The organism is Klebsiella sp. RC2, assembly GCF_014192815.1.
Classification (GTDB): Bacteria; Pseudomonadota; Gammaproteobacteria; order Enterobacterales; family Enterobacteriaceae; genus Klebsiella; species Klebsiella variicola.
In genome coordinates, this window is the sequence record NZ_JACHYL010000005.1 from 251,893 (window position 1) to 276,721 (window position 24,829).

Annotated in this window: 26 protein-coding genes; 13 read left to right on the top strand and 13 right to left on the bottom strand. The window is 59.3% G+C overall.

The features are described from left to right. The first annotated feature begins 19 nt into the window (after positions 1 to 19). From ispD to rpoS, 7 genes are all read left to right on the top strand, one after another. Entirely contained in the window at positions 20 to 730 is a 711-nt protein-coding gene (ispD, locus tag FHW76_RS17240; RefSeq protein WP_008806223.1) for a 2-C-methyl-D-erythritol 4-phosphate cytidylyltransferase, read from the top strand. Continuing rightward, a complete protein-coding gene (ispF, locus tag FHW76_RS17245; protein ID WP_008806222.1) occupies positions 730 to 1,209 on the top strand; it encodes a 2-C-methyl-D-erythritol 2,4-cyclodiphosphate synthase in 480 nt (159 codons plus the stop codon). The genes ispD and ispF overlap by 1 nt, the downstream gene beginning before the upstream one ends. Then, positions 1,206 to 2,255, top strand: coding sequence for a tRNA pseudouridine(13) synthase TruD (gene truD, locus FHW76_RS17250; protein WP_008806221.1), 1,050 nt, complete (start codon positions 1,206 to 1,208; stop codon positions 2,253 to 2,255). The genes ispF and truD overlap by 4 nt, the downstream gene beginning before the upstream one ends. After that, complete coding sequence (gene surE / locus FHW76_RS17255) at positions 2,236 to 2,997, top strand: 5'/3'-nucleotidase SurE (protein ID WP_183476858.1); 762 nt, start codon at positions 2,236 to 2,238, stop codon at positions 2,995 to 2,997. Before truD ends, surE begins: the two co-directional genes overlap by 20 nt. Next, a complete protein-coding gene (locus FHW76_RS17260; protein ID WP_008806219.1) occupies positions 2,991 to 3,617 on the top strand; it encodes a protein-L-isoaspartate(D-aspartate) O-methyltransferase in 627 nt (208 codons plus the stop codon). Before surE ends, FHW76_RS17260 begins: the two co-directional genes overlap by 7 nt. A 125-nt stretch (positions 3,618 to 3,742) precedes the next feature. After that, the gene (nlpD, locus tag FHW76_RS17265) at positions 3,743 to 4,879 is read left to right on the top strand and encodes a murein hydrolase activator NlpD (RefSeq protein ID WP_008806218.1); all 1,137 of its coding nucleotides are present in this window, start codon (positions 3,743 to 3,745) and stop codon (positions 4,877 to 4,879) included. A gap of 157 nt (positions 4,880 to 5,036) precedes the next feature. After that, positions 5,037 to 6,029: an RNA polymerase sigma factor RpoS gene (gene rpoS / locus FHW76_RS17270; protein ID WP_002915106.1), complete on the top strand. Its 993-nt coding sequence runs from the start codon at positions 5,037 to 5,039 to the stop codon at positions 6,027 to 6,029. 52 nt (positions 6,030 to 6,081) lie between these two features. Here rpoS and FHW76_RS17275 read toward each other — a convergent pair whose 3' ends face one another. Both FHW76_RS17275 and FHW76_RS17280 read right to left on the bottom strand, forming a co-directional pair. Then, positions 6,082 to 6,459 (bottom strand): DUF4440 domain-containing protein, encoded by a 378-nt coding sequence (locus tag FHW76_RS17275; protein ID WP_023298140.1) that lies wholly within the window; start codon positions 6,457 to 6,459, stop codon positions 6,082 to 6,084. Then, complete coding sequence (locus FHW76_RS17280; protein ID WP_110209682.1) at positions 6,456 to 7,658, bottom strand: MFS transporter; 1,203 nt, start codon at positions 7,656 to 7,658, stop codon at positions 6,456 to 6,458. Before FHW76_RS17280 ends, FHW76_RS17275 begins: the two co-directional genes overlap by 4 nt. A 108-nt stretch (positions 7,659 to 7,766) precedes the next feature. On the opposite strand from FHW76_RS17280, the gene FHW76_RS17285 reads away from it, so the two are divergent. Further along, positions 7,767 to 8,654 carry a LysR family transcriptional regulator gene (locus tag FHW76_RS17285; RefSeq protein ID WP_012540741.1) on the top strand — a complete coding sequence of 296 codons (888 nt, stop codon included), beginning with the start codon at positions 7,767 to 7,769 and terminating at the stop codon, positions 8,652 to 8,654. An 8-nt stretch (positions 8,655 to 8,662) separates the two neighbouring features. On the opposite strand, the gene FHW76_RS17290 is transcribed toward FHW76_RS17285, so the two are convergent. Next, positions 8,663 to 9,070, bottom strand: a complete 408-nt coding sequence (locus FHW76_RS17290) for a MarR family winged helix-turn-helix transcriptional regulator (RefSeq protein ID WP_008806213.1) — start codon at positions 9,068 to 9,070, stop codon at positions 8,663 to 8,665. Positions 9,071 to 9,244: 174 nt separating this feature from the next. Between FHW76_RS17290 and FHW76_RS17295 the strand changes: the two genes are divergently transcribed. The 4 genes from FHW76_RS17295 (at position 9,245) to FHW76_RS17310 (ending at position 12,003) form a co-directional block, all read left to right on the top strand. Beyond that, positions 9,245 to 9,838 (top strand): non-oxidative hydroxyarylic acid decarboxylases subunit B, encoded by a 594-nt coding sequence (locus FHW76_RS17295; RefSeq protein WP_002915099.1) that lies wholly within the window; start codon positions 9,245 to 9,247, stop codon positions 9,836 to 9,838. Further along, positions 9,838 to 11,265, top strand: coding sequence for a non-oxidative hydroxyarylic acid decarboxylases subunit C (locus tag FHW76_RS17300; RefSeq protein WP_023340664.1), 1,428 nt, complete (start codon positions 9,838 to 9,840; stop codon positions 11,263 to 11,265). The genes FHW76_RS17295 and FHW76_RS17300 overlap by 1 nt, the downstream gene beginning before the upstream one ends. A gap of 10 nt (positions 11,266 to 11,275) precedes the next feature. Next, a complete protein-coding gene (locus tag FHW76_RS17305) occupies positions 11,276 to 11,512 on the top strand; it encodes a non-oxidative hydroxyarylic acid decarboxylases subunit D (protein WP_002915098.1) in 237 nt (78 codons plus the stop codon). 338 nt (positions 11,513 to 11,850) lie between these two features. Beyond that, a complete protein-coding gene (locus FHW76_RS17310) occupies positions 11,851 to 12,003 on the top strand; it encodes a Hok/Gef family protein (protein ID WP_002915097.1) in 153 nt (50 codons plus the stop codon). 118 nt (positions 12,004 to 12,121) lie between these two features. Here the strand turns inward: FHW76_RS17310 and mutS are convergent, their stop codons facing one another. The 9 genes from mutS to FHW76_RS17355 form a co-directional block, all read right to left on the bottom strand. Beyond that, positions 12,122 to 14,683, bottom strand: a complete 2,562-nt coding sequence (gene mutS, locus FHW76_RS17315) for a DNA mismatch repair protein MutS (RefSeq protein ID WP_012967342.1) — start codon at positions 14,681 to 14,683, stop codon at positions 12,122 to 12,124. A gap of 268 nt (positions 14,684 to 14,951) precedes the next feature. Beyond that, positions 14,952 to 15,299: a DUF1493 family protein gene (locus tag FHW76_RS17320; RefSeq protein WP_008806210.1), complete on the bottom strand. Its 348-nt coding sequence runs from the start codon at positions 15,297 to 15,299 to the stop codon at positions 14,952 to 14,954. After that, positions 15,284 to 15,733: an STM2901 family protein gene (locus FHW76_RS17325; protein ID WP_072122884.1), complete on the bottom strand. Its 450-nt coding sequence runs from the start codon at positions 15,731 to 15,733 to the stop codon at positions 15,284 to 15,286. Before FHW76_RS17325 ends, FHW76_RS17320 begins: the two co-directional genes overlap by 16 nt. Positions 15,734 to 15,744: 11 nt before the next feature. Beyond that, entirely contained in the window at positions 15,745 to 16,227 is a 483-nt protein-coding gene (locus FHW76_RS17330) for an Hcp family type VI secretion system effector (RefSeq protein WP_002915094.1), read from the bottom strand. A 278-nt stretch (positions 16,228 to 16,505) separates the two neighbouring features. Beyond that, entirely contained in the window at positions 16,506 to 17,285 is a 780-nt protein-coding gene (locus tag FHW76_RS17335) for a heme ABC transporter ATP-binding protein (protein ID WP_046622640.1), read from the bottom strand. Then, on the bottom strand, positions 17,278 to 18,273 hold the full coding sequence (locus tag FHW76_RS17340) for an iron ABC transporter permease (protein ID WP_032740911.1): 996 nt from the start codon (positions 18,271 to 18,273) through the stop codon (positions 17,278 to 17,280). Before FHW76_RS17340 ends, FHW76_RS17335 begins: the two co-directional genes overlap by 8 nt. Then, positions 18,273 to 19,091, bottom strand: coding sequence for a hemin ABC transporter substrate-binding protein (locus tag FHW76_RS17345; RefSeq protein WP_064144146.1), 819 nt, complete (start codon positions 19,089 to 19,091; stop codon positions 18,273 to 18,275). Before FHW76_RS17345 ends, FHW76_RS17340 begins: the two co-directional genes overlap by 1 nt. Then, positions 19,088 to 20,119, bottom strand: coding sequence for a hemin-degrading factor (locus FHW76_RS17350; protein WP_064144145.1), 1,032 nt, complete (start codon positions 20,117 to 20,119; stop codon positions 19,088 to 19,090). Before FHW76_RS17350 ends, FHW76_RS17345 begins: the two co-directional genes overlap by 4 nt. A gap of 71 nt (positions 20,120 to 20,190) precedes the next feature. Then, positions 20,191 to 22,554, bottom strand: coding sequence for a TonB-dependent receptor domain-containing protein (locus FHW76_RS17355; protein WP_012540748.1), 2,364 nt, complete (start codon positions 22,552 to 22,554; stop codon positions 20,191 to 20,193). Between the two features lie 215 nt (positions 22,555 to 22,769). Between FHW76_RS17355 and FHW76_RS17360 the strand changes: the two genes are divergently transcribed. Beyond that, positions 22,770 to 23,063, top strand: a complete 294-nt coding sequence (locus FHW76_RS17360) for a SelT/SelW/SelH family protein (protein WP_012967347.1) — start codon at positions 22,770 to 22,772, stop codon at positions 23,061 to 23,063. A 39-nt stretch (positions 23,064 to 23,102) separates the two neighbouring features. Here the strand turns inward: FHW76_RS17360 and FHW76_RS17365 are convergent, their stop codons facing one another. Next, complete coding sequence (locus FHW76_RS17365; protein ID WP_023298135.1) at positions 23,103 to 24,812, bottom strand: thiamine pyrophosphate-requiring protein; 1,710 nt, start codon at positions 24,810 to 24,812, stop codon at positions 23,103 to 23,105. Positions 24,813 to 24,829: the final 17 nt, after the last annotated feature.

Here is a 24,829-nt window from a genome sequence, read left to right on the forward strand (position 1 = left end):
CCAGGCCCAGGATTACGACATGGCAGCCACTTTTCCGGGCGTTTGCGCCGTGGTGCCGGCAGCCGGTTTTGGCCGCCGCATGCAAACGGAATGCCCGAAACAATATCTCTCAATCGGTAACAAAACGATTCTCGAACATGCCGTCGCCGCACTGCTGGCGAATGCGTGCGTCCAGCGCGTGGTGATTGCCGTCAGCCCCGGCGATCGGCGCTTCAGCCAGCTACCGCTGGCGCAGCACCCGCAAATTACCGTCGTGGATGGCGGCGCCGAGCGCGCCGATTCCGTGCTCGCGGGCCTGAAGGCGTTGCCGGAGGCGCAGTGGGTGCTGGTGCATGACGCCGCGCGCCCCTGCCTGCATCAGGACGACCTCAGCCGTCTGCTGGCGCTCAGCGAAACCAGCCGTGTCGGCGGGATCCTCGCGGCGCCGGTGCGCGACACCATGAAGCGCGCCGAGCCGGGCAAAACCGCTATCGCCCATACCGTCGATCGTAATGACCTGTGGCATGCGCTCACCCCGCAATTTTTCCCTCGCGAGCTGCTGGTGGATTGCCTCACCCGGGCGCTGAACGAGGGGGCGACCATCACTGATGAAGCCTCGGCGCTGGAGTACTGCGGCTTCCATCCGCAACTGGTCGCCGGTCGCGCGGATAATATTAAAGTGACGCGCCCGGAAGACCTGGCGCTGGCTGAATTTTACCTCACCCGTTCCCGACACCAGGAGAAAGCTTAATGCGAATTGGACATGGTTTTGACGTACACGCTTTTGGCGGTGAAGGCCCAATCATTATTGGCGGGGTACGCATTCCTTATGAAAAAGGGCTGCTGGCCCACTCCGACGGCGACGTCGCGCTGCATGCGCTGACCGACGCGCTGCTGGGCGCCGCGGCGCTCGGCGATATCGGTAAGCTGTTCCCCGATACCGATCCGGCGTTTAAAGGCGCCGATAGCCGCGAACTGCTGCGCGAAGCGTGGCGTCGTATTCAGGCCAAAGGCTATACGCTCGGCAACGTCGACGTCACCATTATCGCCCAGGCGCCGAAGATGCTGCCGCATATTCCGCAGATGCGCGTCTTTATCGCGGAAGATCTCGGCTGCCATATGGACGACGTCAACGTGAAAGCGACCACCACCGAGAAGCTGGGCTTCACCGGCCGCGGGGAAGGGATCGCCTGCGAAGCGGTCGCGCTGCTGCGTAAGGCCGAAAAATGATCGCCTTTGACCAACTGACCTGGCTGCACGGCAAGCCGCAGAGCAGCGGGCTGCTGAAAGCCAATCCGGAAGATTTTCTGGTAGTGGAGGATCTGGGCTTTGCGCCGGACGGCGAAGGCGAACATGTGCTGGTGCGGATCCTGAAAAACGGCTGCAATACGCGCTTTGTCGCCGACGCGCTGGCGAAATTCCTCAAGATCCATGCCCGTGAAGTGAGCTTCGCCGGGCAAAAGGATAAGCACGCCGTCACCGAGCAGTGGCTGTGCGCGCGGGTGCCGGGCAAAGAGATGCCGGACCTGAGCAAATTTCAGCTCGAGGGCTGCCAGGTACTGGAATATGCCCGCCATAAGCGTAAGCTGCGTTTAGGCGCGCTGAAAGGCAACCAGTTTACCGTGATCCTGCGCGAGATTAGCGATCGCCAGGACGTGGAGACGCGTCTGCAGGCCATCGCTGAACGGGGCGTACCGAACTATTTCGGCGCGCAGCGCTTTGGCATTGGCGGCAGTAATCTGCAGGGCGCGTTGCGCTGGGCGGAAAGCGACGCGCCGGTGCGCGATCGCAATAAGCGCAGTTTTTGGTTGTCGGCGGCCCGCAGTGCGTTGTTTAATCAGCAAGTCAGTATTAGATTAAAAAAAACGGAATTTAATCAGGTTGTTGATGGCGATGCGCTACAATTAGCGGGGCGTGGGAGCTGGTTTGTCGTCACACCGGAAGAACTCGAGGTTTCGCAGGCGCGGGTGCACAACCGCGAACTGATGATCACGGCTGCGCTGCCGGGCAGCGGCGACTGGGGAAGCCAGCGCGACGCTCTGGCCGCCGAGCAGGCCGCCATCGCCGAAGAAACGTCGCTGCAGGCGCTGTTGGTGCGGGAGAAAGTTGAGGCGGCGCGCCGGGCGATGCTCCTCTATCCGCAGCAGCTTAGCTGGAACTGGTGGGATGACGTAACCGTTGAACTGCGTTTCTGGCTGCCAGCGGGCAGCTTCGCCACCAGCGTGGTCAGGGAGCTTATCAATACAACGGGTGACTATGCGAATATTGCTGAGTAACGATGACGGGATCCATGCGCCGGGGATACAGACCCTGGCAAAGGCCTTAAGGGAGTTTGCCGAGGTCCAGGTTGTTGCACCCGATCGTAACCGCAGCGGAGCCTCGAATTCGCTGACGCTGGAATCATCCCTGCGTACGTTTACCTTTGAAAATGGCGACATCGCCGTCCAGATGGGCACCCCGACCGACTGTGTCTATCTCGGCGTGAACGCGCTGATGCGCCCGTGTCCGGACATCGTCGTTTCCGGCATTAACGCGGGTCCCAACCTGGGCGATGACGTCATCTATTCCGGCACCGTGGCCGCAGCGATGGAAGGTCGCCATCTGGGGTTCCCCGCGCTGGCCGTGTCGCTGAACGGCTATCAGCATTACGATACCGCCGCGGCGGTAACCTGCACCATTCTGCGCGCCTTAAGCCGCGAGCCGCTGCGTACCGGACGGATCCTTAACATCAACGTGCCGGATCTCCCGCTTGATCAAATCAAGGGCATTCGCGTGACCCGCTGCGGCAACCGCCATCCGGCCGACCAGGTGATCCCGCAAAAAGATCCGCGCGGCAACACCCTGTACTGGATTGGCCCGCCGGGCGATAAGCGCGATGCCGGGCCGGGCACCGATTTTGCGGCAGTGGATGAAGGCTATGTTTCCGTGACGCCATTGCACGTCGATTTAACCGCCCATCAGGCGCATGAGGTAGTCAGCGATTGGCTGGAACGTGTCGGGGTTGACGGGCAATGGTAAGTAAACGTGTTGAAAGTTTGTTGAATCAACTGCGCACGCAGGGCATCGTCGATGAGCGTGTCCTCGAGGCGATCGCGCGGGTCCCGCGCGAAAAATTTGTTGATGAAGCCTTTGAACATAAAGCGTGGGAAAACACCGCGCTGCCGATTGGCCAGGGGCAGACCATCTCCCAGCCTTACATGGTGGCGCGGATGACCGAGCTGCTGACGCTGACGCCGGAGTCGCGCGTGCTGGAGATCGGCACTGGTTCCGGCTACCAGACGGCCATCCTGGCGCACCTGGTGCATCACGTTTGCTCGGTGGAGCGGATTAAGAGTTTACAGTGGCAGGCGCGTCGTCGCCTGAAACAACTTGATTTACATAATGTTTCAACCCGTCATGGCGATGGGTGGCAAGGTTGGCAGGCACGGGCGCCATTTGATGCCATTATTGTGACGGCGGCGCCGCCGGAGATTCCAACCGCGCTGCTGGCGCAGCTGGATGACGAAGGCGTGCTGGTGCTGCCGGTTGGCGAAGAGCATCAGTTTCTCAAACGGATCCGTCGCCGGGGCAACGAATTTATCATTGATACCGTCGAGGCCGTTCGCTTTGTTCCCCTGGTGAAGGGGGAGCTGGCCTGAGACCCGGATTATTCCAGGTTTTTTTTGCCTGACTTTAGGCGTAGGGTGGACGCATTTTTCAGTGTCCTGGCCGGGCGCCGCCCGGTAAGCAAGATATTGGCAGTTAACATATTCCTGGGGGATAAATGAGCGCGGGAAGCACCAAATTTACCGTCAGCCGTATTGCGGCTCTTTCACTGGTTTCACTCTGGCTGGCCGGGTGTACCAACACCAATAATCCGCCAGCGCCGGTTAGCTCTGCCGGCGGTGCCGCCTCTTCCAGCACCAACTCCGGCATGCTGATTACGCCGCCATCCTCCGGCGTCAAGTCTGCTCCTCAGGCGCAGCCGATCCAGCCGGTACAGACCCAGACCATTCAGCCGCAGCCGACGCCGATGGCGCAGGAGCCGGTGCAGACGGTGAACGGTAAGATCGTTTACAACCGCAAATATGGCGATATTCCGAAAGGTAGCTACACCGGCGGCAGTACCTATACGGTCAAACGCGGCGACACGCTGTTCTATATCGCGTGGGTCACCGGCAACGATTTCCGCGACCTGGCGCAACGCAACAATGTCCCGGCCCCGTACGCGCTGAACGTGGGTCAGGTGCTGCAGGTCGGCAACGCCTCAGGCCAGCCGATCACTGGTGAAAACGCCGTTTCTCAGGCCAGCGCAAGGGCGAGCGGCGGTGCGACAGCCACCACAACTTCTGCACAAAAATCGACCGCGGTGGTTGCTTCACAACCGACTATTACGTATTCTGAATCTTCAGGTGAACAGAGTGCTACCAAGATGTTGCCTAATAATAAACCAGCGACCACGACCACAACGGTTGTCGCGCCGGTGACGGCACCAACAACGGTGAGCACAACCCAGCCGACTGCAAGCAGTACGTCAACCAGTTCGCCGATCTCATCATGGCGCTGGCCGACTGATGGCAAGGTTATCGAGAACTTTAGCGGCGCGGAAGGCGGCAATAAAGGTATCGACATTGCAGGCAGTAAGGGACAGGCTATTGTCGCGACCGCCGATGGGCGTGTCGTCTATGCCGGTAACGCACTGCGCGGCTACGGTAATCTTATTATCATCAAACACAACGATGATTACCTGAGTGCCTACGCTCATAACGATACCATGCTGGTTCGGGAGCAACAGGAAGTCAAAGCGGGGCAGAAAATCGCTACCATGGGTAGCACCGGAACCAGCTCAACAAGATTACATTTTGAAATTCGTTACAAGGGGAAATCCGTCAACCCGCTGCAGTACTTACCGCAGCGATAATTTGGCAAAGTACGGATAAGCGAAGCATCAGCTAACAGGCGCCAGGGCGGTGTCTATGTCCCTCTCGCAGAGAGGGCAGGGGAAATCGTCCAGGCGTCGTTTGTTGATGTGCCGTGGAAGGTGCTTTGCTCAGGGATCACGGGTAGGAGCCACCTTTATGAGTCAGAATACGCTGAAAGTTCATGATTTAAATGAAGACGCGGAATTTGATGAGAACGGAATTGAGGTTTTCGACGAGAAGGCCTTAGTAGAAGAGGAACCCAGTGATAGCGATCTGGCTGAGGAAGAGCTGCTGTCGCAAGGCGCAACACAACGCGTACTTGACGCCACTCAGCTTTATCTTGGAGAGATTGGTTATTCCCCACTGCTGACCGCGGAAGAGGAAGTCTATTTCGCGCGTCGCGCACTGCGTGGTGATGTCGCTTCACGCCGTCGCATGATTGAAAGCAACCTGCGTCTGGTGGTGAAGATTGCCCGTCGTTACAGCAATCGTGGTCTGGCGCTGCTGGATCTGATTGAAGAAGGTAACCTCGGACTGATCCGCGCCGTTGAAAAGTTTGACCCGGAACGTGGGTTCCGTTTTTCGACTTATGCGACCTGGTGGATCCGCCAGACTATTGAACGGGCGATCATGAACCAAACCCGTACGATCCGATTGCCGATCCACATTGTTAAAGAGCTGAACGTCTATCTGCGTACCGCGCGCGAGTTGTCCCATAAGCTGGACCACGAGCCGAGTGCGGAAGAGATTGCCGAACAGCTGGACAAACCGGTCGATGACGTCAGCCGTATGCTGCGTCTGAACGAGCGCATCACCTCCGTGGATACTCCGCTGGGTGGCGATTCAGAAAAAGCGCTGCTGGATATTCTGGCCGATGAGAAAGAGAACGGCCCGGAAGACACCACGCAGGACGATGATATGAAGCAAAGCATCGTCAAATGGCTGTTCGAGCTGAACGCCAAGCAGCGTGAAGTTCTGGCGCGTCGTTTCGGTCTGCTGGGTTATGAAGCAGCCACGCTGGAAGATGTGGGCCGTGAAATTGGCCTCACCCGCGAGCGTGTGCGGCAGATCCAGGTGGAAGGTCTGCGTCGCCTGCGGGAAATTCTGCAGGGGCAGGGGCTGAATATCGAAGCGCTCTTCCGCGAATAAGATCTTTTCTCTCAAAAAGGCCCCCTCGACAGTCGGGGCCTTTTTCTTTGCGCTAGCCGAGTCGGGTTTCCTGCAGATGACGCCAGATCATTTTTCCTTCCGCTTGCTGAAAAATCGCCGTCGACCAGCGTACGTTCTCACTGCCATCCGCCAGCGTTTGGCTTTCACGGTATCGCACTGCGGCGCCGTCGTGCCACTCGCTAATGATTTTCGCCTGATCCACCGCGATGTGTAATCCCGGACGGGTTGCCCCCGCATGGTGGAAAAAACGGCTCACCGCCGGGTAGTCCATCTTCTCGCCGCCCGGAGGGATCATGATGAATTCGGCGGCAAAACGTGTCATCAGCGCCTCAGCGCTTCCTTCCCCCTGGCTTAACCAGCGTTCGATAAGGACATGGGCGTCGAGGACTTCCTGCAGATAAGGGTTCATGACTTCTCCAGTGTAGTGTGCAGGCGATGGATAATCGCCCGATTGTTCAGCCGCAGGCAAAACAGCAGCGGCAACAGGGTGATGGCAGCGGCGCTAATAAACACCCCCTGCCAGGCGTAGACCGGCGGGAACACCCTCAGCAGCAGGGCGAGCAGCGCGCTGCCGGCAAAGAAGCTGAGCTGGCGGTTCAGATTCCACAGCGCGCTGGCGTCAGGCATCTCTTCGGCAGGCGTATGCAGGAAGGCGCTGCTTTGCGCAGTACTGCTGCATAAGCTGCCTCCGCCGCCCATCAGCGTAAAGGCCAGAATCAACAGCACCAGCGGGCTGTGCGCATCGATCTTCAGCAGCAGCAGGATCCCCGCCGCCTGAAGCAGGCAGCCGATGACGACCAGCGGCCGGGGTCCGAAGCGGTTGAAATACCTGCCGGTAAAAGTGATGGCGGCGAACGAGGCCAGCGACCAGGGCACCATCAGGGCACCGATGGCCCCCGGCGCCATCCCGGTGACGCGTTGCAGGTAGAACATCCCGACCACGTTGACGCCGATAAACATCCCCGGTACGCAGAGATAGATCAGCATCGCGAAGCGCAGCAGGGGATCGGCCAGCAGCGACAGCGGAAGAAAGCGAGTTGGGCGAACCGGGCCGGGGCTGTCGTTCAGCCATCGCACCGCCAGCACAAAGGTTAGCAGAGCCACAGGCAGGCTGGCGAAAAAGACCCAGCGCCAGCTGAAGGCCTCGACTAACAGGCCGCCGATCGCCGGCGAGCAGGCTGGCGCCAGCAGGCCGACCAGCATCACCGCCGCCGAGAGTTTCGCCCGCTCATGCGACTGAAACAGCGGCCACGTCAATGCCTGGCCAAGGGGGATTAACAGCCCGCCGCCCATCCCCTGCAGCGTCCGCCAGAAAATCAGCTCGCCGAGACTGCTGGCAAGCCCTGCCGCCAGCGCGCCGAGGCTGAACAGCCCCAGCGAGAGTAAAAACAGTCGTTTCGCCCCCCAGCGCTGACTAAGCCAGGCACTGAACGGTACGACGACCGTCAGACCGAGAATATAGGCATTGCTGACCCACGCCAGCTGAGAGACGGAAACCGCCAGCGCGCGGCTGATGGCCGGGAAGGCGATGCTGGCGATAAACATATTGATCAAATCGAGAAAAAAGCCGAACAGAAAAACGGTGGCAACGCGGTGGCGATAGGTCATGGTTCACTCCCTCAGACAGGCGGTTACTGTAAACCCGGTGCCATGGGGGATAAACGGGGCTAGTCGGGATATACTGTCTGAATATTTTTGACAATCATCCGGACGACGATGCTTAATCTTCAGCGTGTGACCATGTTTATCGCCGTGGTGGATGCCGGCAGCTTCACCCTGGCCGCTGCGGCGCTGGGGCAGACCAAGGCGGTGGTCAGCTTTAACGTGCGGCAACTGGAAAATGAGCTGGGGGTGACCCTGCTGCTGCGCTCAACGCGTCGTCTGCGCCTCACCGACGCCGGGACGCTGTTCTATCAGCGCGGGGTGGCGCTGCTGAAAGCGGCGGAAAATCTGCAGGATGAGGTGCGGGCCAGCCATACCGGCTTAAGTGGCGAGCTGCGGATCACCACCACGCCTGAGTATGGCGCGCAGGTTATCATTCCGGCGCTGGCCGCGTTTGCCCGTCGTCACCCGGCGCTGCGGGTGCGCCACGTTTCGTCCTCCCATCATGCGGACCTCATTTCAGAACGATTTGATGTGGCGATACGCCTCGGTACGCTGGCCGATTCCCGCTATCGGGCGACGCGGATAGCCAGTTTCGCGATCCTGCCCGTCGCCTCTCCGGCCTGGCTGGCAAGCCATCCGGTGCAGACGCTGTCCGATCTGGCGCAAGCTGACTGGATTATTCATGAGCGTCTGTCGGCGCCGCTGCGCTGGCAGCTGCGCACGGATCAACAGACAGAGGTGGATTTCGCCATCGCCAGCGCGCCGCGCTTTTCAGCCGACAGCGCTACGGCGCTGATGAGCTTTGCCCTGGCCGGGTGCGGCATCGCCTTGCTGCCGGCATGGCTGGTAGCCGAAAAAGTGGCGCAGCGGGAGCTGGTGCCGCTTCTGTCGGAATACCATTTCCCACAGCAGGGCGTGTATGCCCTTTATCCCGATGCGCAGCATATGCCGACCCGGGTGCGGGCGTTTATTGACTTCCTGCGCGAGAAGGTCGGTTAAGCGCCCGTTCAGGGCGCCATCATTTTGCGCACCAGCCGGGTGAACTGTTCACGTTCGCCATCGCTCAGGCGGCCGAGAAACTCGTCATCGATCTCATTGCCCTGCGGAATCGAACGGTTAAGCAACGCCTCGCCTTGTTCGGTCAGATAGACAAAACGGCGGCGTTTATCGGCGGGGTCGTGTTCCCGGCGCACCAGGCCGCGCGCCTCCATCCGGCTGAGCATCTCCGCCAGCGTGGCTTTGGTACTGACCGCCGCTTCAATCAGCACGACCTGCTCAATACCCGGCTGCTCCGCTACCGAGCGCATCACCGCATACTGAGGTTTAGTCAGATCGGGTAACGCCTGCTGCCAGCGGGCGGTATGTTGTTGAAAAAGCTGGCGCAGCAGGTGAAATGCTTCGTTTCGTAACTCCATGAATACTCCGTAACAAAACTGTCACCTCTATGATAGCCGTTCGTACGCCATTTTATACCCTTTCTGCGTTTTTGATTAAAAATGCGCACGTATACGAACGATCTTGTCATCCCCGTCCGGAGAGGGTAATTTAAATATAAAGTTCGTGTACGAACAAAATGAATGAGGTCTGGAATGAAACTGATTATTGGGATGACGGGGGCCACCGGGGCTCCGCTTGGGGTGGCATTGCTGCAGGCGCTACGTGATATGCCGGAGGTGGAAACCCACCTGGTGATGTCGAAATGGGCCAAAACCACCATCGAGCTGGAAACGCCCTGGACAGCGCGCGAAGTGGCCGCGCTGGCGGACTTTTCCCACAGCCCGGCAGACCAGGCCGCCACCATCTCTTCCGGTTCATTTCGTACCGACGGCATGATCGTTATTCCCTGCAGTATGAAAACGCTGGCAGGCATTCGCGCGGGTTATGCCGAAGGGCTGGTGGGCCGCGCGGCGGACGTGGTGCTCAAAGAGGGGCGCAAGCTGGTGCTGGTCCCGCGGGAAATGCCGCTCAGCACGATCCATCTGGAGAACATGCTGGCGCTGTCGCGCATGGGCGTGGCGATGGTGCCGCCGATGCCGGCTTACTACAACCACCCGGAGACGGTTGACGATATCACCAATCATATCGTCACCCGGGTGCTGGATCAGTTTGGCCTCGACTATCACAAAGCGCGCCGCTGGAACGGCTTGCGCACGGCAGAACAATTTGCACAGGAGATCGAATAATGGCTTTTGATGATTTGCGCAGCTTTTTGCAGGCGCTGAATGACCAGGGACAACTGCTGAAAATCAGTGAAGAGGTGAACGCTGAGCCCGATCTGGCGGCGGCCGCCAATGCGACCGGACGCATCGGCGACGGCGCCCCGGCGCTGTGGTTCGATAATATTCGCGGCTTTACCGACGCCCGCGTGACGATGAACACCATCGGCTCGTGGCAGAACCATGCCATCTCGCTGGGCCTGCCGCCCAACACGCCGGTGAAAAAGCAGATTGATGAATTCATTCGCCGCTGGGATAACTTCCCGGTGACGCCAGAGCGCCGCGCCAACCCGGCGTGGGCGGAAAACACCGTGGATGGCGACGATATCAACCTGTTCGATATTCTGCCACTGTTCCGCCTCAACGATGGTGACGGCGGTTTCTACCTCGATAAAGCCTGTGTCGTTTCGCGCGATCCGCTTGATCCTGACAACTTCGGTAAGCAAAACGTCGGTATCTACCGCATGGAAGTGAAAGGCAAGCGCAAGCTCGGCCTGCAGCCGGTGCCGATGCACGATATCGCGCTGCATCTGCACAAAGCGGAAGAGCGTGGGGAAGATCTGCCGATCGCTATTACCCTCGGTAACGACCCGATTATTACCCTGATGGGCGCCACGCCGCTGAAATACGATCAATCAGAATATGAAATGGCTGGCGCGCTGCGCGAGAGCCCGTATCCCATCGCCACCGCGCCGCTGACCGGCTTTGACGTGCCCTGGGGTTCGGAAGTGATCCTCGAAGGGGTCATTGAAGGGCGTAAGCGTGAGATCGAGGGGCCGTTCGGTGAGTTTACCGGTCACTACTCCGGCGGTCGTAACATGACGGTAGTGCGTATCGACAAAGTCTCGTATCGCAGCAAACCGATTTTTGAATCGCTCTATCTCGGTATGCCGTGGACCGAGATTGACTATCTGATGGGCCCGGCGACCTGCGTGCCGCTGTATCAGCAGTTGAAGGCAGAGTTCCCGGAAGTGCAGGCGGTCAACGCCATGTACACCCATGGTCTGCTGGCGATCATCTCCACCAAAAAACGCTACGGCGGTTTTGCCCGCGCGGTGGGCCTGCGGGCGATGACCACTCCGCACGGCCTCGGCTATGTGAAGATGGTGATCATGGTTGATGAAGACGTCGACCCGTTCAACCTGCCGCAGGTGATGTGGGCGCTCTCCTCGAAAGTTAACCCGGCGGGTGACCTGGTGCAGTTGCCGAACATGTCGGTCCTTGAACTTGACCCTGGCTCCAGCCCGGCAGGCATCACCGACAAACTGATTATCGACGCCACCACCCCGGTTGCGCCGGACCTTCGCGGCCACTACAGCCAGCCGGTGCAGGATCTGCCGGAAACTAAAGCCTGGGCTGAAAAACTGACCGCTATGCTGGCCAACCGTAAATAAGGAGAAAAAGATGATTTGTCCACGTTGCGCCGATGAAAAGATTGAAGTCATGGCGACCTCGCCGGTGAAAGGGGTCTGGACCGTGTATCAGTGCCAGCACTGTCTTTACACCTGGCGAGATACCGAGCCGCTGCGCCGCACCAGTCGCGAACACTATCCGGAAGCGTTCCGCATGACGCAGAAAGATATTGATGAGGCACCGCAGGTGCCACACGTACCGCCGCTATTGCCGGAAGATAAGCGTTAATGAAAGGGGCCCGCTAAGTCGGGCCTTTTTTATATTTAGTACAATTATGGAAGCTATTTTTTCATTAAATTAAAAAATTACGCGAAGGGTTAATATACTGGGATGACTTTGCGAGCCTGCTTCCAGATTATTATAAAATCCGTCTGATTAATTCCTTGCAGATAAATTTCACGCCCTGACGAGTATAGAATAGCGGCGGGTGCTTGAGGCTGTCTGGCCTTGAGCATTACCAGGACCCCAGACAGACGAAAGCCCCAGGAGATATTTCTATCAACTGAGGCTAGCGAATGAACATCGACAATTCAGATGTTAGTCTCTTCTTTGCAGGGAGGCAAGATATGCTGACAAAATATGCCCTTGTGGCAATCATCGTACTCTGTATTACGGTACTGGGATTTACGCTGTTGGTGCACAGCTCACTATGCGAGCTGAGTATTAAAGAGCGTAATATTGAGTTTAAAGCTGTTCTCGCTTACGAATCGAAGAAGTAGCATCCGCGCGGGGGCAACCCCGCGTATGGGTTGTCAGGACGCATCCTCTAGCACCCATTTTTAGTTTGTTAAAACGGCAGCGCTGAGCGGCGCTGCCGTTTTTCACCTTAATGGGTGGCTAAACCAGGCTTTTCAGACGGTAGATCCACTCCAGCGCCTGACGCGGGGTCAGGGAGTCGGGATCAAGATTCTCCAGTGCTTCAACCGCAGGCGAGGTCTCTTCCGGGGCGGCGAGCAGCGACATCTGCGTGCCGTCGACCTGGGTCGCCGCCGCGTTGGGCGAGATGCTCTCCAGCTCGCGCAGTTTCTGCCGCGCGCGCTTGATCACCTCTTTCGGCACCCCGGCCAGCGCGGCGACCGCCAGGCCATAGCTCTTGCTGGCCGCGCCATCCTGCACGCTGTGCATAAAGGCGATGGTATCGCCGTGCTCCAGCGCGTCGAGGTGGACGTTGGCGACGCCTTCCATTTTCTCCGGCAGCTGAGTGAGCTCGAAGTAGTGGGTGGCGAACAGCGTCAGCGCCTTGATTTTGTTGGCCAGATTTTCCGCACAGGCCCACGCCAGCGATAGCCCGTCGTAGGTGGACGTGCCGCGGCCAATCTCATCCATCAGCACCAGGCTATGCTCGGTGGCGTTGTGCAGAATATTGGCGGTTTCAGTCATCTCCACCATAAAGGTCGAGCGGCCGCTGGCCAGGTCATCCGCCGCGCCGACGCGGGTAAAGATGCGATCGATGGGCCCGATCTCCACCTTCTGCGCCGGGACGTAGCTGCCGATATAGGCCAGCAGCGCAATCAGCGCGGTCTGGCGCATATAGGTACTTTTACCGCCCATGTTCGGCCCGGTGATGATCAGCATCCGCCGCTGCGGCGCTAGCTGCAGCGGGTTGGCGATAAACGGCTCTTTCAGCACCTGCTCGACCACCGGATGGCGGCCTTCGCTGATGCGAATGCCCGGCTTATCGCTAAAGGTCGGACAGCAGTAGTTCAGGGTTTCCGCCCGTTCCGCCAGGTTGACCAGCACGTCCAGCTCGGCCAGCGCGCTGGCGCTGGTTTGCAGGTCGGCGAGATGCGGCAGCAGCAGGTCGAACAGTTCGTCATAAAGCTGTTTTTCCAGTGCCAGCGCTTTGCCCTTGGAGGTCAGCACCTTATCTTCGTATTCCTTCAGCTCAGGAATAATGTAGCGTTCGGCGTTCTTCAGCGTCTGGCGGCGCACGTAGTGGATCGGCGCGAGGTGGCTCTGGCCGCGGCTAATCTGGATGTAGTAGCCGTGGACGGCGTTGTAGCCGACTTTCAGGGTATCGAGGCCCAGCCGCTCGCGCTCGCGGATCTCCAGCTTATCGAGATAATCGGTGGCGCCATCGGCCAGCGCCCGCCACTCGTCCAGCTCTTCGCTATAGCCCGGAGCGATGACTCCGCCGTCGCGGACCAGCACCGGCGGCGCGTCAATCACCGCGCGCTCCAGCAGTTCGCGCAGTTCGGTGAACTCGCCCATTTTCTCGCGCAATTTTTGCACCGGCTGACGGTCAACGTCGGCCAGCAGCTCACGCAGCAGCGGCAACTGCTGCAGGGCATGACGCATGCGGGCTAAATCGCGTGGACGGGCGGTACGCAGCGCCAGACGCGCCAGAATACGTTCCAGATCGCCGACCTGGCGCAGCACCGGCTGCAGCTCGGTATAGCGCTCCTGCAGCGCGCCGATGGTCTGCTGGCGCTCCACCAGCACGGCGGTATCGCGGACCGGCATATGCAGCCAGCGCTTGAGCATCCGGCTGCCCATCGGCGTCACCGTACAGTCGAGTACCGAGGCCAGGGTGTTGTCGGTGCCGCCGGCCAGATTCTGGGTGATCTCGAGGTTACGGCGGGTGGCGGCATCCATAATGATGCTGTCCTGCTGGCGTTCCATGGTGATGGAACGGATGTGCGGCAGCGAGGTGCGCTGAGTGTCTTTGACATACTGCAGCAGGCAGCCGGCGGCGCACAGGCCGCGTGGGGCGTTTTCCACGCCGAAGCCGACCAGATCGCGGGTGCCGAACTGCAGGTTAAGCTGCTGGCGCGCGGTGTCGATTTCAAATTCCCACAGCGGGCGACGGCGCAGACCGCGGCGGCCCTCGATCAGCGACGATTCGGCAAAATCTTCCGCATACAGCAGTTCCGCCGGATTAGTACGCTGCAGCTCTGCCGCCATGGTTTCGCGGTCGGCCGGTTCACTCAGGCGAAAGCGCCCGGAGCTGATATCCAGCGTCGCGTAACCAAAGCCCTTGCTGTCCTGCCAGATGGCGGCCAGCAGGTTGTCCTGGCGCTCCTGCAGCAGCGCTTCATCGCTGATGGTGCCCGGCGTAACGATACGCACCACTTTACGCTCGACCGGTCCCTTGGTGGTGGCCGGGTCGCCAATCTGCTCGCAAATGGCCACCGACTCGCCCTGGTTGACCAGTTTGGCGAGGTAGTTCTCGACCGCGTGGTGGGGGATGCCGGCCATCGGGATGGGTTCGCCCGCGGAGGCGCCGCGCTTGGTCAGCGAGATATCGAGCAGCTGCGACGCGCGTTTCGCATCGTCATAAAATAGCTCGTAAAAATCCCCCATCCGGTAAAACAGTAGAATGTCAGGATGTTGCGCCTTCAGCTTGAGATACTGCTGCATCATCGGCGTGTGGGCGTCGAGATTGTCAATTGTGCTCATGGGGTGTTATCCAGATCCCTGATTTGAAATGGCTGCGATTTTGTAGTTGTCGTCGTTATCACATGGATGAGACATAATAACGGAGATGGGCAGGTGAGGGAAACCGACGAAAGCGCGCGGCGCGATCCGGATTCCAGTTGCAGAGGGGGCGGGGTACCGTCACAGTAATTGAACCGCCGCCACGCGATCGTCTTCATACATTACGTTCGCCGTCGATGTTGTTCTGCCTTCTGGCCGTAGACCTCGTTACGACAACGGCTTGTGGTTGCTAGTCGTAAAGCCATTTACCTGCTTTTGCTGATTCGGCAAACATTTTGATAGTTAAAGGTTTACGCGTTTTTTCTACATCTTCTCGTTTTACTTTAAACCACCGAGTTAGCATTGGAGTATTCTCCCAAGGGAAATAACACGACCATTTAACACTGGAAAGATCAACATTAAATTTTTGTTCAAATTTATTTAAAGCGTCATGCAGATCGTCGCCGGGAGCATCAAATAAGTCATAATCAAGTTCCAATGGGATTTCTTTCCAATTTTTATCTAAACGGGTTGAGATCTCATCTTTAAACAAGTCTAAAACCTGATCTTGAATGCTTTTCATTAAAAGGATGTCCATTGTATACGGTCTTTGGGGCGAGCTATTAGGTTGTATTTTTCCTGAGTTTTTCTTGAAACTTGATAAATTGAGTTTACAAGTCCTATCCAACCTAACCACGGAACATAACGGGCGATAACAGCAGCAAGACTATTCGTTTTTCTCATTCTTACACCAACGGGTGTAGGAACCCTAATACCAAATGGAGTTTTTGCATTTCTCAGAAGCATCCTTCCATATTTAGAAACAACACTTGTTCCTTTTATTGCCTCTCCTGGCTTTGTTCTGGTTTTTAGCCAAGGTTGCCCGGCGAGGATAGCGGCACCAGATTCAATACCAATGCCAAGTTCGTCACAAAATTGTTCAAGAAAAATGACATCAAAAAGTTCACCAGCCGAAAGATTGGATAGTCCGTGATAGAAATAGGTTCCATTTAGTTCTTCTGTCGTATCCATTTGCTCATCTATTATGCTGTTTGTCTTTCATTCCAGGCATCGGTGAAAATTATATTTCCGTCACAATGTTTCCAGGTGATCTTCTCATATCTAAGTTCGACAGATTCAAGATGGTTGTTGTTCTTGTCTTCTGGGGAAGCCATTGTAGGAGATATTGATACGATTCGGACGCCTTCAAGTAGCATATTGAAGTATTCCACTTCTTGACCAGCATCGCTGATTTTATACCATTTGATTTCAGCAGATTTCAGGTTCTGACCAGTAGCTACTGCTTTGTAGAGGTATGGACTGGAATAGTCGAATTCTTTAACGATGATCATTGGTGAGTGCTGACGAGTGCCGGTAGGCTTGCCAGTGGCATTATCAGTGGGAATGGAGAGATTGTGATGAAACCCTTTAAATTCGATGCTGAACTCCCTGTCTGCAACATCACAACCACCTTTGATTAGTGCCCCACCGTCGTCGTATATCCACATATTACCTGGAATAGCCATGCTTCTTCTTCCCTCTATTATCATTAGAAAGAAAACAGTGTATCGAGTTGATTAAGCGCAGTAAATAATCAATGTGTCGTTTTTGGATTAATACGGGAAATATCTTCTCTGTAATGATGGTTTATATTTAAAAATAGCTGTCGTAAATATTTCATTGGGTTATTACGCCATTGGTATAGATTTTAAATATAAATGACCCTCAATAATATAATGCAGGCAATTATTGCCAGAAAGCGTAAGCGCGGCGCGATCCGGATTCCAGTTGCGCCGCGCGGGGATTATGGCGCCAGATAAACCTGGGGGGCCGCGTTGTCCGGGTGCTGGACGAGGCGGACATCCGCCCCGTACCAGCGATGGATAACCGGCTGCTGGATCACCTCCTGCGGCGTGCCCTGGGCGACCAGATTTCCCTGGTGGAGCAGCAGAATGCGGTCGGCCCACAGGGCGGCGAGGTTAAGGTCATGCAGCACCACGCAGACATGCAGTTGCCCGCCGGCGGTGAGCCGTTTGAGCAAACGCAGCAGGTGCTGCTGATAGTAAAGATCCAGCGCCGAGGTGGGCTCATCAAGAAACAGCCAGCCCTGCGGCGCGCCGTCGCGCCACAGCTGCGCCAGACAGCGGGCCAGCTGCACCCGCTGCTGCTCGCCGCCGGAGAGGCCGGGATAGCGGCGACCGGCAAGGCCATCGCAGCCGGTGACGGCCATCACCGCCGCCAGCACCGCCGGATCTGCCGTCGCGCCCCACGGTGCGCGTCCCATGGCAATGACCGTTTCCACCGTCCAGTCGGCCTGCAGGGCCGTTCGCTGCAGCATGACCGCCCGCCGGCGCGACAGCGCCTCGGGGGACCAGGCCTCCAGCGGCTTGCCTGCAAGACGGCGGGTGCCGCTGTCCGGAGTCAGATAGCCGGTCAACAGCCGCAGCAGAGTGGATTTCCCGGCGCCGTTCGGCCCGATAAGCGCCGTCATCTCGCCGCCGCGCAGCGCGACGGAGACGTTGTCGATGATCTGCCGCTGGCCGAGGCGAAGCGCCAGCCCCTGGGCGCAGTATTCATTAACCATGTCTGGAGTTCTCCCGACGAAAGACCAGCCACAGAAACCAGGGGGCGCCCAGCAGGCTGGTGAGCAGACCGACCGGTATCTCCGCCGGCGCCGCCACGGTGCGGGCCAGGGTGTCGGCCAGCAGAAGCAGGATCGCGCCGGCCAGCAGCGAGCCGGGGATCAGTCCGCGATGGTCCGGTCCCAGCCACAGGCGCATCAGGTGCGGCACCACCAGGCCGATAAAGCCGATGACTCCGCTGATGGCCACCGCGGCGGCCACCAGCACCGCGCTGCACAGCAGCAGCCAGCGCTGTAGCGCCTGCACGTTGACCCCGAGATAGTGTGCCTCTTCATCGCCAAGCTGCAGCAGATTGAGGCGGGACGCCATCCACCACACCGCCAGCGCCGCCGGGATAATCAAGGTCGCGGCCACCAGCAGCGTCGGCCATTCGGCCTGGCCCAGACTGCCCATGCCCCACAGCGACAGCTGGCGCAGCTGGGCGTCATTGCTCAGCCAGGACAGGACGCCGACCAGCGCGCCGCACAGCGCGTTGATGGCGATCCCCACCAGCAGCAGGCGCGACAGCGAACCCTCCTCCGCCCGGCTGAGGATGAAAATCACCACCATCACCGCCAGGCTGCCAATAAACGCCGCCAGCATCGGCATGTACAGGGCGATCAGCCCCGTAGCGGAGAACGGAAGCACCAGCCAGCTGGCCACCGCCAGCGCGGCGCCGCTGCTGATGCCCAGCAGGCCCGGGTCGGCAAGCGGGTTGCGAAACAGCCCCTGCATCACGCAACCGGAGAGGGCCAGCGCCGCGCCCACCAGCAGGGCCAGCAGCACCCGCGGCAGACGGATACTCAGCCAGATGTGGCGCAGCATCTCATCCCCGGAAGGCAGCAGGTTGACCAGCGGCAAGCGCATAGCGCCGAGGGTGGTGGCAAACAGCGTCAGGGAGACCAGCAGCAGCGTCATCAACAGCAAACGGCGGGCGAGGGCAGGGCGCATCAGGGCAACTGCTCCGCTTTGTTTCGCAGCGCGATTATCGCCTGCGGTGTGCGCGGCCCGAAGCCGAGCAGGGCCATATCGTCGATCGTCAGCAGCTGTTTATGACGCCCCGCCGGGGTCTGTGCCAGACCGGGCAGTTTCCACAGCCCGGCTTCGCCGCCCATCCCTTTGAGACCATCGGCGGAGATCACCACCAGATCCGCCTGGCTGGCGGCGACCCCTTCCTGCGACATGGCGCGATAGTGGTCGAAGCCCTGCATCGCGTTCTGCAGCCCGGCGGCGCGAATGGCGCCATCGGCCGCGGTGTGCTGTCCGGCCACCAGGGTATTCATTCCGCCGTGGCTGAGAATAAACAGCACCCGCTTAGCAACCGGCTGCGTGGGAATGGCGGCGATCTGTTGCTGAAGCTGCTGGCGCAGCGCGTCGCCTGCCGCCGTTTTGCCTAACGCTTCGGCAATGACAGCCACTTTGTTATCGATCGCGGACAGACTTTCGCCGCCCGGCACGTTAACCACCTTCACCCCGCTCGCCTGTACTTTGTGTAAGACCAGCGAGGGCTGCGCCTGGGCGCTCGCTAATACCAGCTGCGGGCGTAACGCGAGGATCCCCTCGGCGTTCAGCTGTCGCAGGTAGCCGACGTCCGGCAGCTTTTGCACCGCCGGGGGCCAGCTGCTGGTGCTGTCCCGCGCCACCAGGCTCTGTTCCGCGTCAATGGCATAGACGATCTCAGTGACATCTCCGCCGAGGGTGACGAGCCGCTCAACGGCAGCGTGGCTCAGCAGCGGGAAAGCGATGAAGAGCAGTAACCAGCGCATCATGCGGGCAGTCCTTCACGGGTCAGACGATCTACCTGCTGGCGCCATTGTGCCTGCTCGGGGTGGCCTTCGCTGCGCTGGCCATAGAGCTGGGCAATCTGGGTGCCGTCTTTGGCGAACAGTTCGACGCTGGTGACGTGTCCATCTGAGGTCGGTTTACGGGTCACCCACACTTCATCGAGGCTCTCTTCGCGCAGATGCAGGGTAAAGGTGGTATTGAAGATATTCAGCCAGCCGCGCATGGGGGCCAGCTTTTCCAGGGCGCCGGTGAAGATCTGCACGCAGCCGCGATTGCCGACGAAAATCATGATTTCATTGCCCTCCTGGCGCACCGTCTCCAGCAGCGGCGGCAGCGCATGGCGATCCACGCGGCAGGCGAGGTCGTCGCTCACCAGACGGAAAGCCTGCTGGCGGGAAAGCTGATATTTACGCAGCAGACCGAAGAACTGGTGAACGTCGGTCATCGCGCGCCAGTCGTTCTCCAGGGCGGCGCCGTCGGCGGTATCGGCATATTTCACCGGCTCCAGCGGGCGCAGGGCCAGCGGTGCGGGCGCCGCTACCCGATGTTCCGCGATCAGGGTGTCCCAGGCCGCCATGTCGGTCTGCGCGGTCGCATAGACTTTCAGCAGGGCGTCGCCGTGGTGGTCGAAAAACTGGATGCTCTGACGGCCATTATCGTTCAGATGGAAGGCGCTGGCCCACTGGCTGAGGAACAGACGCAGGTCGAGCGCGCGCGGATTCAGCACCAGCCCGGCGTGGCCGCTGAGGTGCTGGTGCGTGAACTGGCCCACCTGCTCATGCACGGCATACTCGTTGCGGCAGATGCATTTGGTTTCGCCGACGCGCTCCAGGGCGGCAATCAGCGTCCGGGCGTCATCGCTCAGGCGCACGGCATCATGGCCGAGGCGGGCGGCGGTCAGCTCGGCTTCGCTGATCCCCATTTCCGCGGCGATATCGCGGGCATATTTCGCGGTACTGGCCGCTTTGGTGGCCTGGTAGCGCTGCCACAGGTCAGGGTGTGCATTTGGCATAATCATATCCTTCTCGACGATGAATATCCCCGGCCGGCGGGCCGGGGGCAGGTGCGTTATTATTCGGGCAATCAGAAGTCGACGTTGACGCCCAGTTGCCAGGTGCGGCCCGGCATCACCGCCAGCGCTTTATCGTTGGCGTCCTGGTTGGTGCCGGTCTCGATATTGCGGCTGCTCAGGTAATCCCAGTATTTACGATCGGTGAGGTTGTAGACCCCGCCATTGAGGCGCACGTTTTTCGCCACCTGCCAGTACGCGGTCCAGTCCAGCATGCCGTAGCCCGGCACGCGCATATAGTCGCTGCTGGCATCGGTGATGGCGGACCCGCTGTTGCTGTAGCTTTCTCGGTTGGTGGTGGTCGCCTGTTTCCCTTTGACAAAGGTCGCCGTCAGGGCGGTGCCGTAGCGTTTCGCCGGATCGTCCCACGCCACGCCGACGATGGCTTTCATCGGCGCCACGCTGTCGAGGTCGACGTATTTATCGCCGCTGTAGCTGGATTTCGATTTCCCTTCGCTATAGCCGAGGGCGAGGGTGGTGCTCAGGCCGTTCACCTGCTCAAACCAGGTGCCAAAGTTAAATTTGGTGCTGATCTCACCGCCGTAGATATAGGCTTTATCGCGGTTTTCCGCCTGATAAATGGTGTAGATGTTCGACGGCACATTCGTGAACTGGCCCGGATTATTGGCGCGGGTATAGCGCGTATAGGCGATAAAGTTCTTATAGCTGTTGTAGAACAGCGCCGTGCGCACGGTGATGCCTTCGGTGACTTCCCCCTTCAGCCCCCACTCGAGATTATCGCTGGTTTCCGTCTTCAGATCGGTATTGCCGATCAGGGCATACTGCTGGCTGCCGGCGTAGCTGGAGCCAAGGTTCCAGGAGCCATACAGCTGGCTGGCGTTGGGGAACTGCGCGCCGCGCTGGTACTGCAGGTAGGTCATCAGGCGCGGGGTGAGGTCGTACTGGAAGGTCAACGACGGCAGAACCTGGGTATCGCTGTTTTTGCCGTACAGATTCGCCACCGACGATTCGGTCAGTACGCTGCTGTTGGCGGCAAGGTCGGACAGATTTTCCGGCTTAGTCGATTGATGCACCACGCGCACGCCGGGAATAATGGCGAAGTTGTGGCTATCAAGGTCGAAGTTGATCTTATCCTGGACAAAGCCGCCGAGGGTGTAGCTGCGGCTGTCTGCCTCCGGCTGCATGATCTCGCTGTAAACGCTGGGGATCGGCGACTGGCTGAACGGCCGCTGAGTTTTGGTCGTGCTGGCGTTGAAGCCAGCGCTCAGATCGTGGCGGCCCAGGGTTTTCGCCAGCGCGGTCTGCAGGCCCCAGGTGTCGGTATCGTAGTTGGAGTTCACCGTCTGCATTCTGCGGGTGACGCTGTCCGGCATATAAGTCCAGTCATGGGCTTCGGTATGCTGGTAGTAGATTTTCGTGGAGACGCTGTCGAGGTAGTCGTTCATCGGCGTCCAGTCATCCTTCAGGCTCAGGCCCCAGCGCCGGGTCTGGCTGGTCTGGTTGGCGGTGCCGATGGTGCTGTTGCCGCTGGAGTCCCAGGTATCGTAGTGGGTGTGGTTGGTTTTATGGTAATAGTCGAAGGTGCTGGTCAGTTTGTGTTCATCGTTAGGTTGCCAGATCCCGGAGGCCAGAAACGCATCGGAGTGCCAGTTCGCCGGGTAGGCGTCGACGGTGCCGCTGTTGTTTTCGGTTTCCTGACCGTCACGGCGGCTGTAGACCAAAATTCCGCGCAGGAACTCATCGCCGCCGGCGACGGTCACCCCGTTGTGCCAGCTGCGATCCGCAGAGTCGTAACCGCTGCGGTAGCCGAAGGCGCTGGTCTTGCCCGGGCGCAGGTAATCATCCGCCGATTTCGGGCGGAAGGAGACATTTCCCCCGATAGCGCTGTTGGCCGTTTCCGTCGAGGTGGCGCCGGACTGAATATCCACACTGCCATACATATACGGGTCGATATAATCGCGGCCGATGCCGAAGGTGTTGAGCCCGGCGCGACCGACGTAGCCGCGGCCGGTGGCGTTGGGTTGGGCAATACCGTCCACGTCGATGCCGACGCGGTTGCTCTCCATGCCGCGGATGTTGTAGCCGGTGTAGCCTCCGCGGTCGAAGCCGCTTTTGCCGTTGCCGGAGCCGCCGCTGGCCCCGGTGGCGCTGATGAGCGGCTCATAGCGCATGATAGAGCCAAAATCGTTAGCGCCTTTATCCTCCAGCTCCTGGGCGCTGATGCTGTGCTCACTACCGGCTTTCTGCACCGGTGCGGGGGCGGTGACGGTCATTTGTTCCGAGGTGTCATCCACCGCCTCGCCGCTAACGGCGGAAGTGTCTGCTGCGATGGCAGAAGTCTGATAAATTGCTGCAAGCAAAGAGGTCACCAGCAGGCGTTTTTTACACCATGCTGCTGACGGAGTCGATTTGTACATAGTCGCCACGCCTTGATCGTTATTAGTATCGGCTCACGCGTTACTTCCAGAGTTGCAGGTTGCTCCGTCTTTTCCGTTGCGGATGGGATCTTACTCCATTTGTTGATTGCGAATGGTAATGATAGGTATTATCGTTTGCAACAAAATAATCATGTGTTCTTCATTTAAACTGCACTTTGTTTACAATTTGCCCTTTCAGACTTAGCGAGACGACGATGAACTCAAAAGCGGCCATCACCATCACCTACTGTTCCCAGTGCAACTGGATGCTGCGCGCCAGCTGGATGGCGCAGGAGCTGTTACATACCTTCAGCACCGACATCGCCTCAGTGACGCTGGTGCCGGGGACCGGCGGGATCTTCACGATCGATGTCGGCGGTCAGCAGATCTGGGAGCGCAAGCAGGATGGCGGTTTTCCGGATGCGGCCGAGCTGAAACGCCGGGTGCGCGATGTCTGTTTCCCGGAGAAGCCGCTGGGCCATGTGGATAAAGATGAGCAGAAAGGGTGACAACCCCCTCCGGGCGACAAGCGCCCGGAGGAGAAGCCGTTAGCGGGCTAACTGCACGTCAACCAGCACGCTTTGTCGGCGGGTGCGTATGAGGGTGACCGCTTCTTCCAGCACGCCGGGGAGATCCTCGGCCCGGGAAACCGACAGGGCCGCCGCGCGGCTGGAGGCGGCGATCGCGGCGAAATCCGGCGAGGTGGTAAAGGCGGTGGCCGGAATGGTCTCCGCGCGGGCTGCGTAGCCGTCCGGGTAGAGCGCTTTGGTGCCGCCCGCGACGGCGCCCCATCCGCCGTTATTTCCGACCACGACGAGGACAGGGAGCTTCATTACCTCCGCAATATGGTGGCAGACCGCAGGGTTGGCGAACAGGTACGACCCGTCGCCGACGGCGGCAATAATCAGCTCTTCCCGGCGCGCAAGCTGCAGCCCCAGCGCGATAGGCAGGGCTTCGCCCAGGCCGCCGGCCAGCGCTTCCTGGTAATAGCTCTCGGCATGGATCAGTCCGGCAAACTGCGGCAGCGTGGTCAGTTCAGAAACGATCCGGCCACGGTGTTGATTCGCCAGATGACCGAGGCAGTAGCTGAGCCAGGGTTTGGTAATGGCCCCGGTCTGGCTGGCATGGAGAAGCGCGTCGCGCTGGTTTTTCTGTTGCTGGATGCGGTTCTGCGTATATGCCGCCCGCTCCGCCACATGTTGCTGGCGGGCGGCCTGCAGCGGGCGCAGCGCCTCTTCCAGCAGGCTGAAGACTTCATCGGTCTCGCCCGCCAGGTTGATGTCCGCGCGATAGCCACGTACCGGGTAGCGGGAGAAGAGCGGATCGGGGCCCATCTGGATCACGGTGCAGTCCTGGCGACAGTCGCCCTCGGCGATCATCCATGGCGCCTGCGAGTCGACCACCAGAATCACATCGGCGTCGGCGAGCCAGGCGCTGGGATCAGCCCCGGCGAGCAGTGGGTTATCGGCGCTCAGGGTCACCTCGGTACCCCAGTATTCCACCAATGGGATTGCCCATTCGCGCACCAGGCTATTAAGTCGCGCAAAGCCACCCGCCGTTCGGGCGCCGCGCTGGGCGAAGATGACGGGATGCCTGGCGCAGGCGATTGCCTCGGCGGCCCGGGCGATATCTTCCCGGACTGGCGCATAGCGGACCGGCTGCTGCGAAGGACCGGCCTGCAGCGCGGCCTCATCAATGGCAAAGGTCTCGCACAATGGCTCGCGCGGTAAGCTCAGGTAGACCGGCCCTTTCGGCAGGGAACTGGCAATCGCCCAGGCCCGGTCAACATGCTCGCCGATCTGATCGGCCAGCCGCAGTTCAAAATCCCACTTCACGGATTCACGGATCAGTGCCGCCTGGTCGCGCATCTCCTGGCCGTAGCCAATCGGCGTATTGCGGCAGCCGAAGTGGGAATGTTCGCTAATCGGCGTGCGGCCGCCAAAAATCAGCACCGGAATATTGCTGTTGGCGAGGTTGATGACGCCGCAGGCGGCGTTGGCTAACCCGACGTTGGTATGAACCATTACCGCCTGCACCTTGCCAGTGCCGAGGTAGTAGCCGTGCGCCATGCCGATGGCGGCGTTTTCATGCGGGCAGATCACCAGCTCGGGTACCTTTTGCCCGGTCGCCCGGGCCTTTGCCCAGGCTTCAATAACCGGCGGATAATCGGTGCCCGAGTTAATAAAAATATATGCCACGTCCAGTGCCTGTAGCCGATGCAGTAACAGTTCAGCAGCCGATAATGTGATAGAGGCCATATTCTCTCCGTATTCAC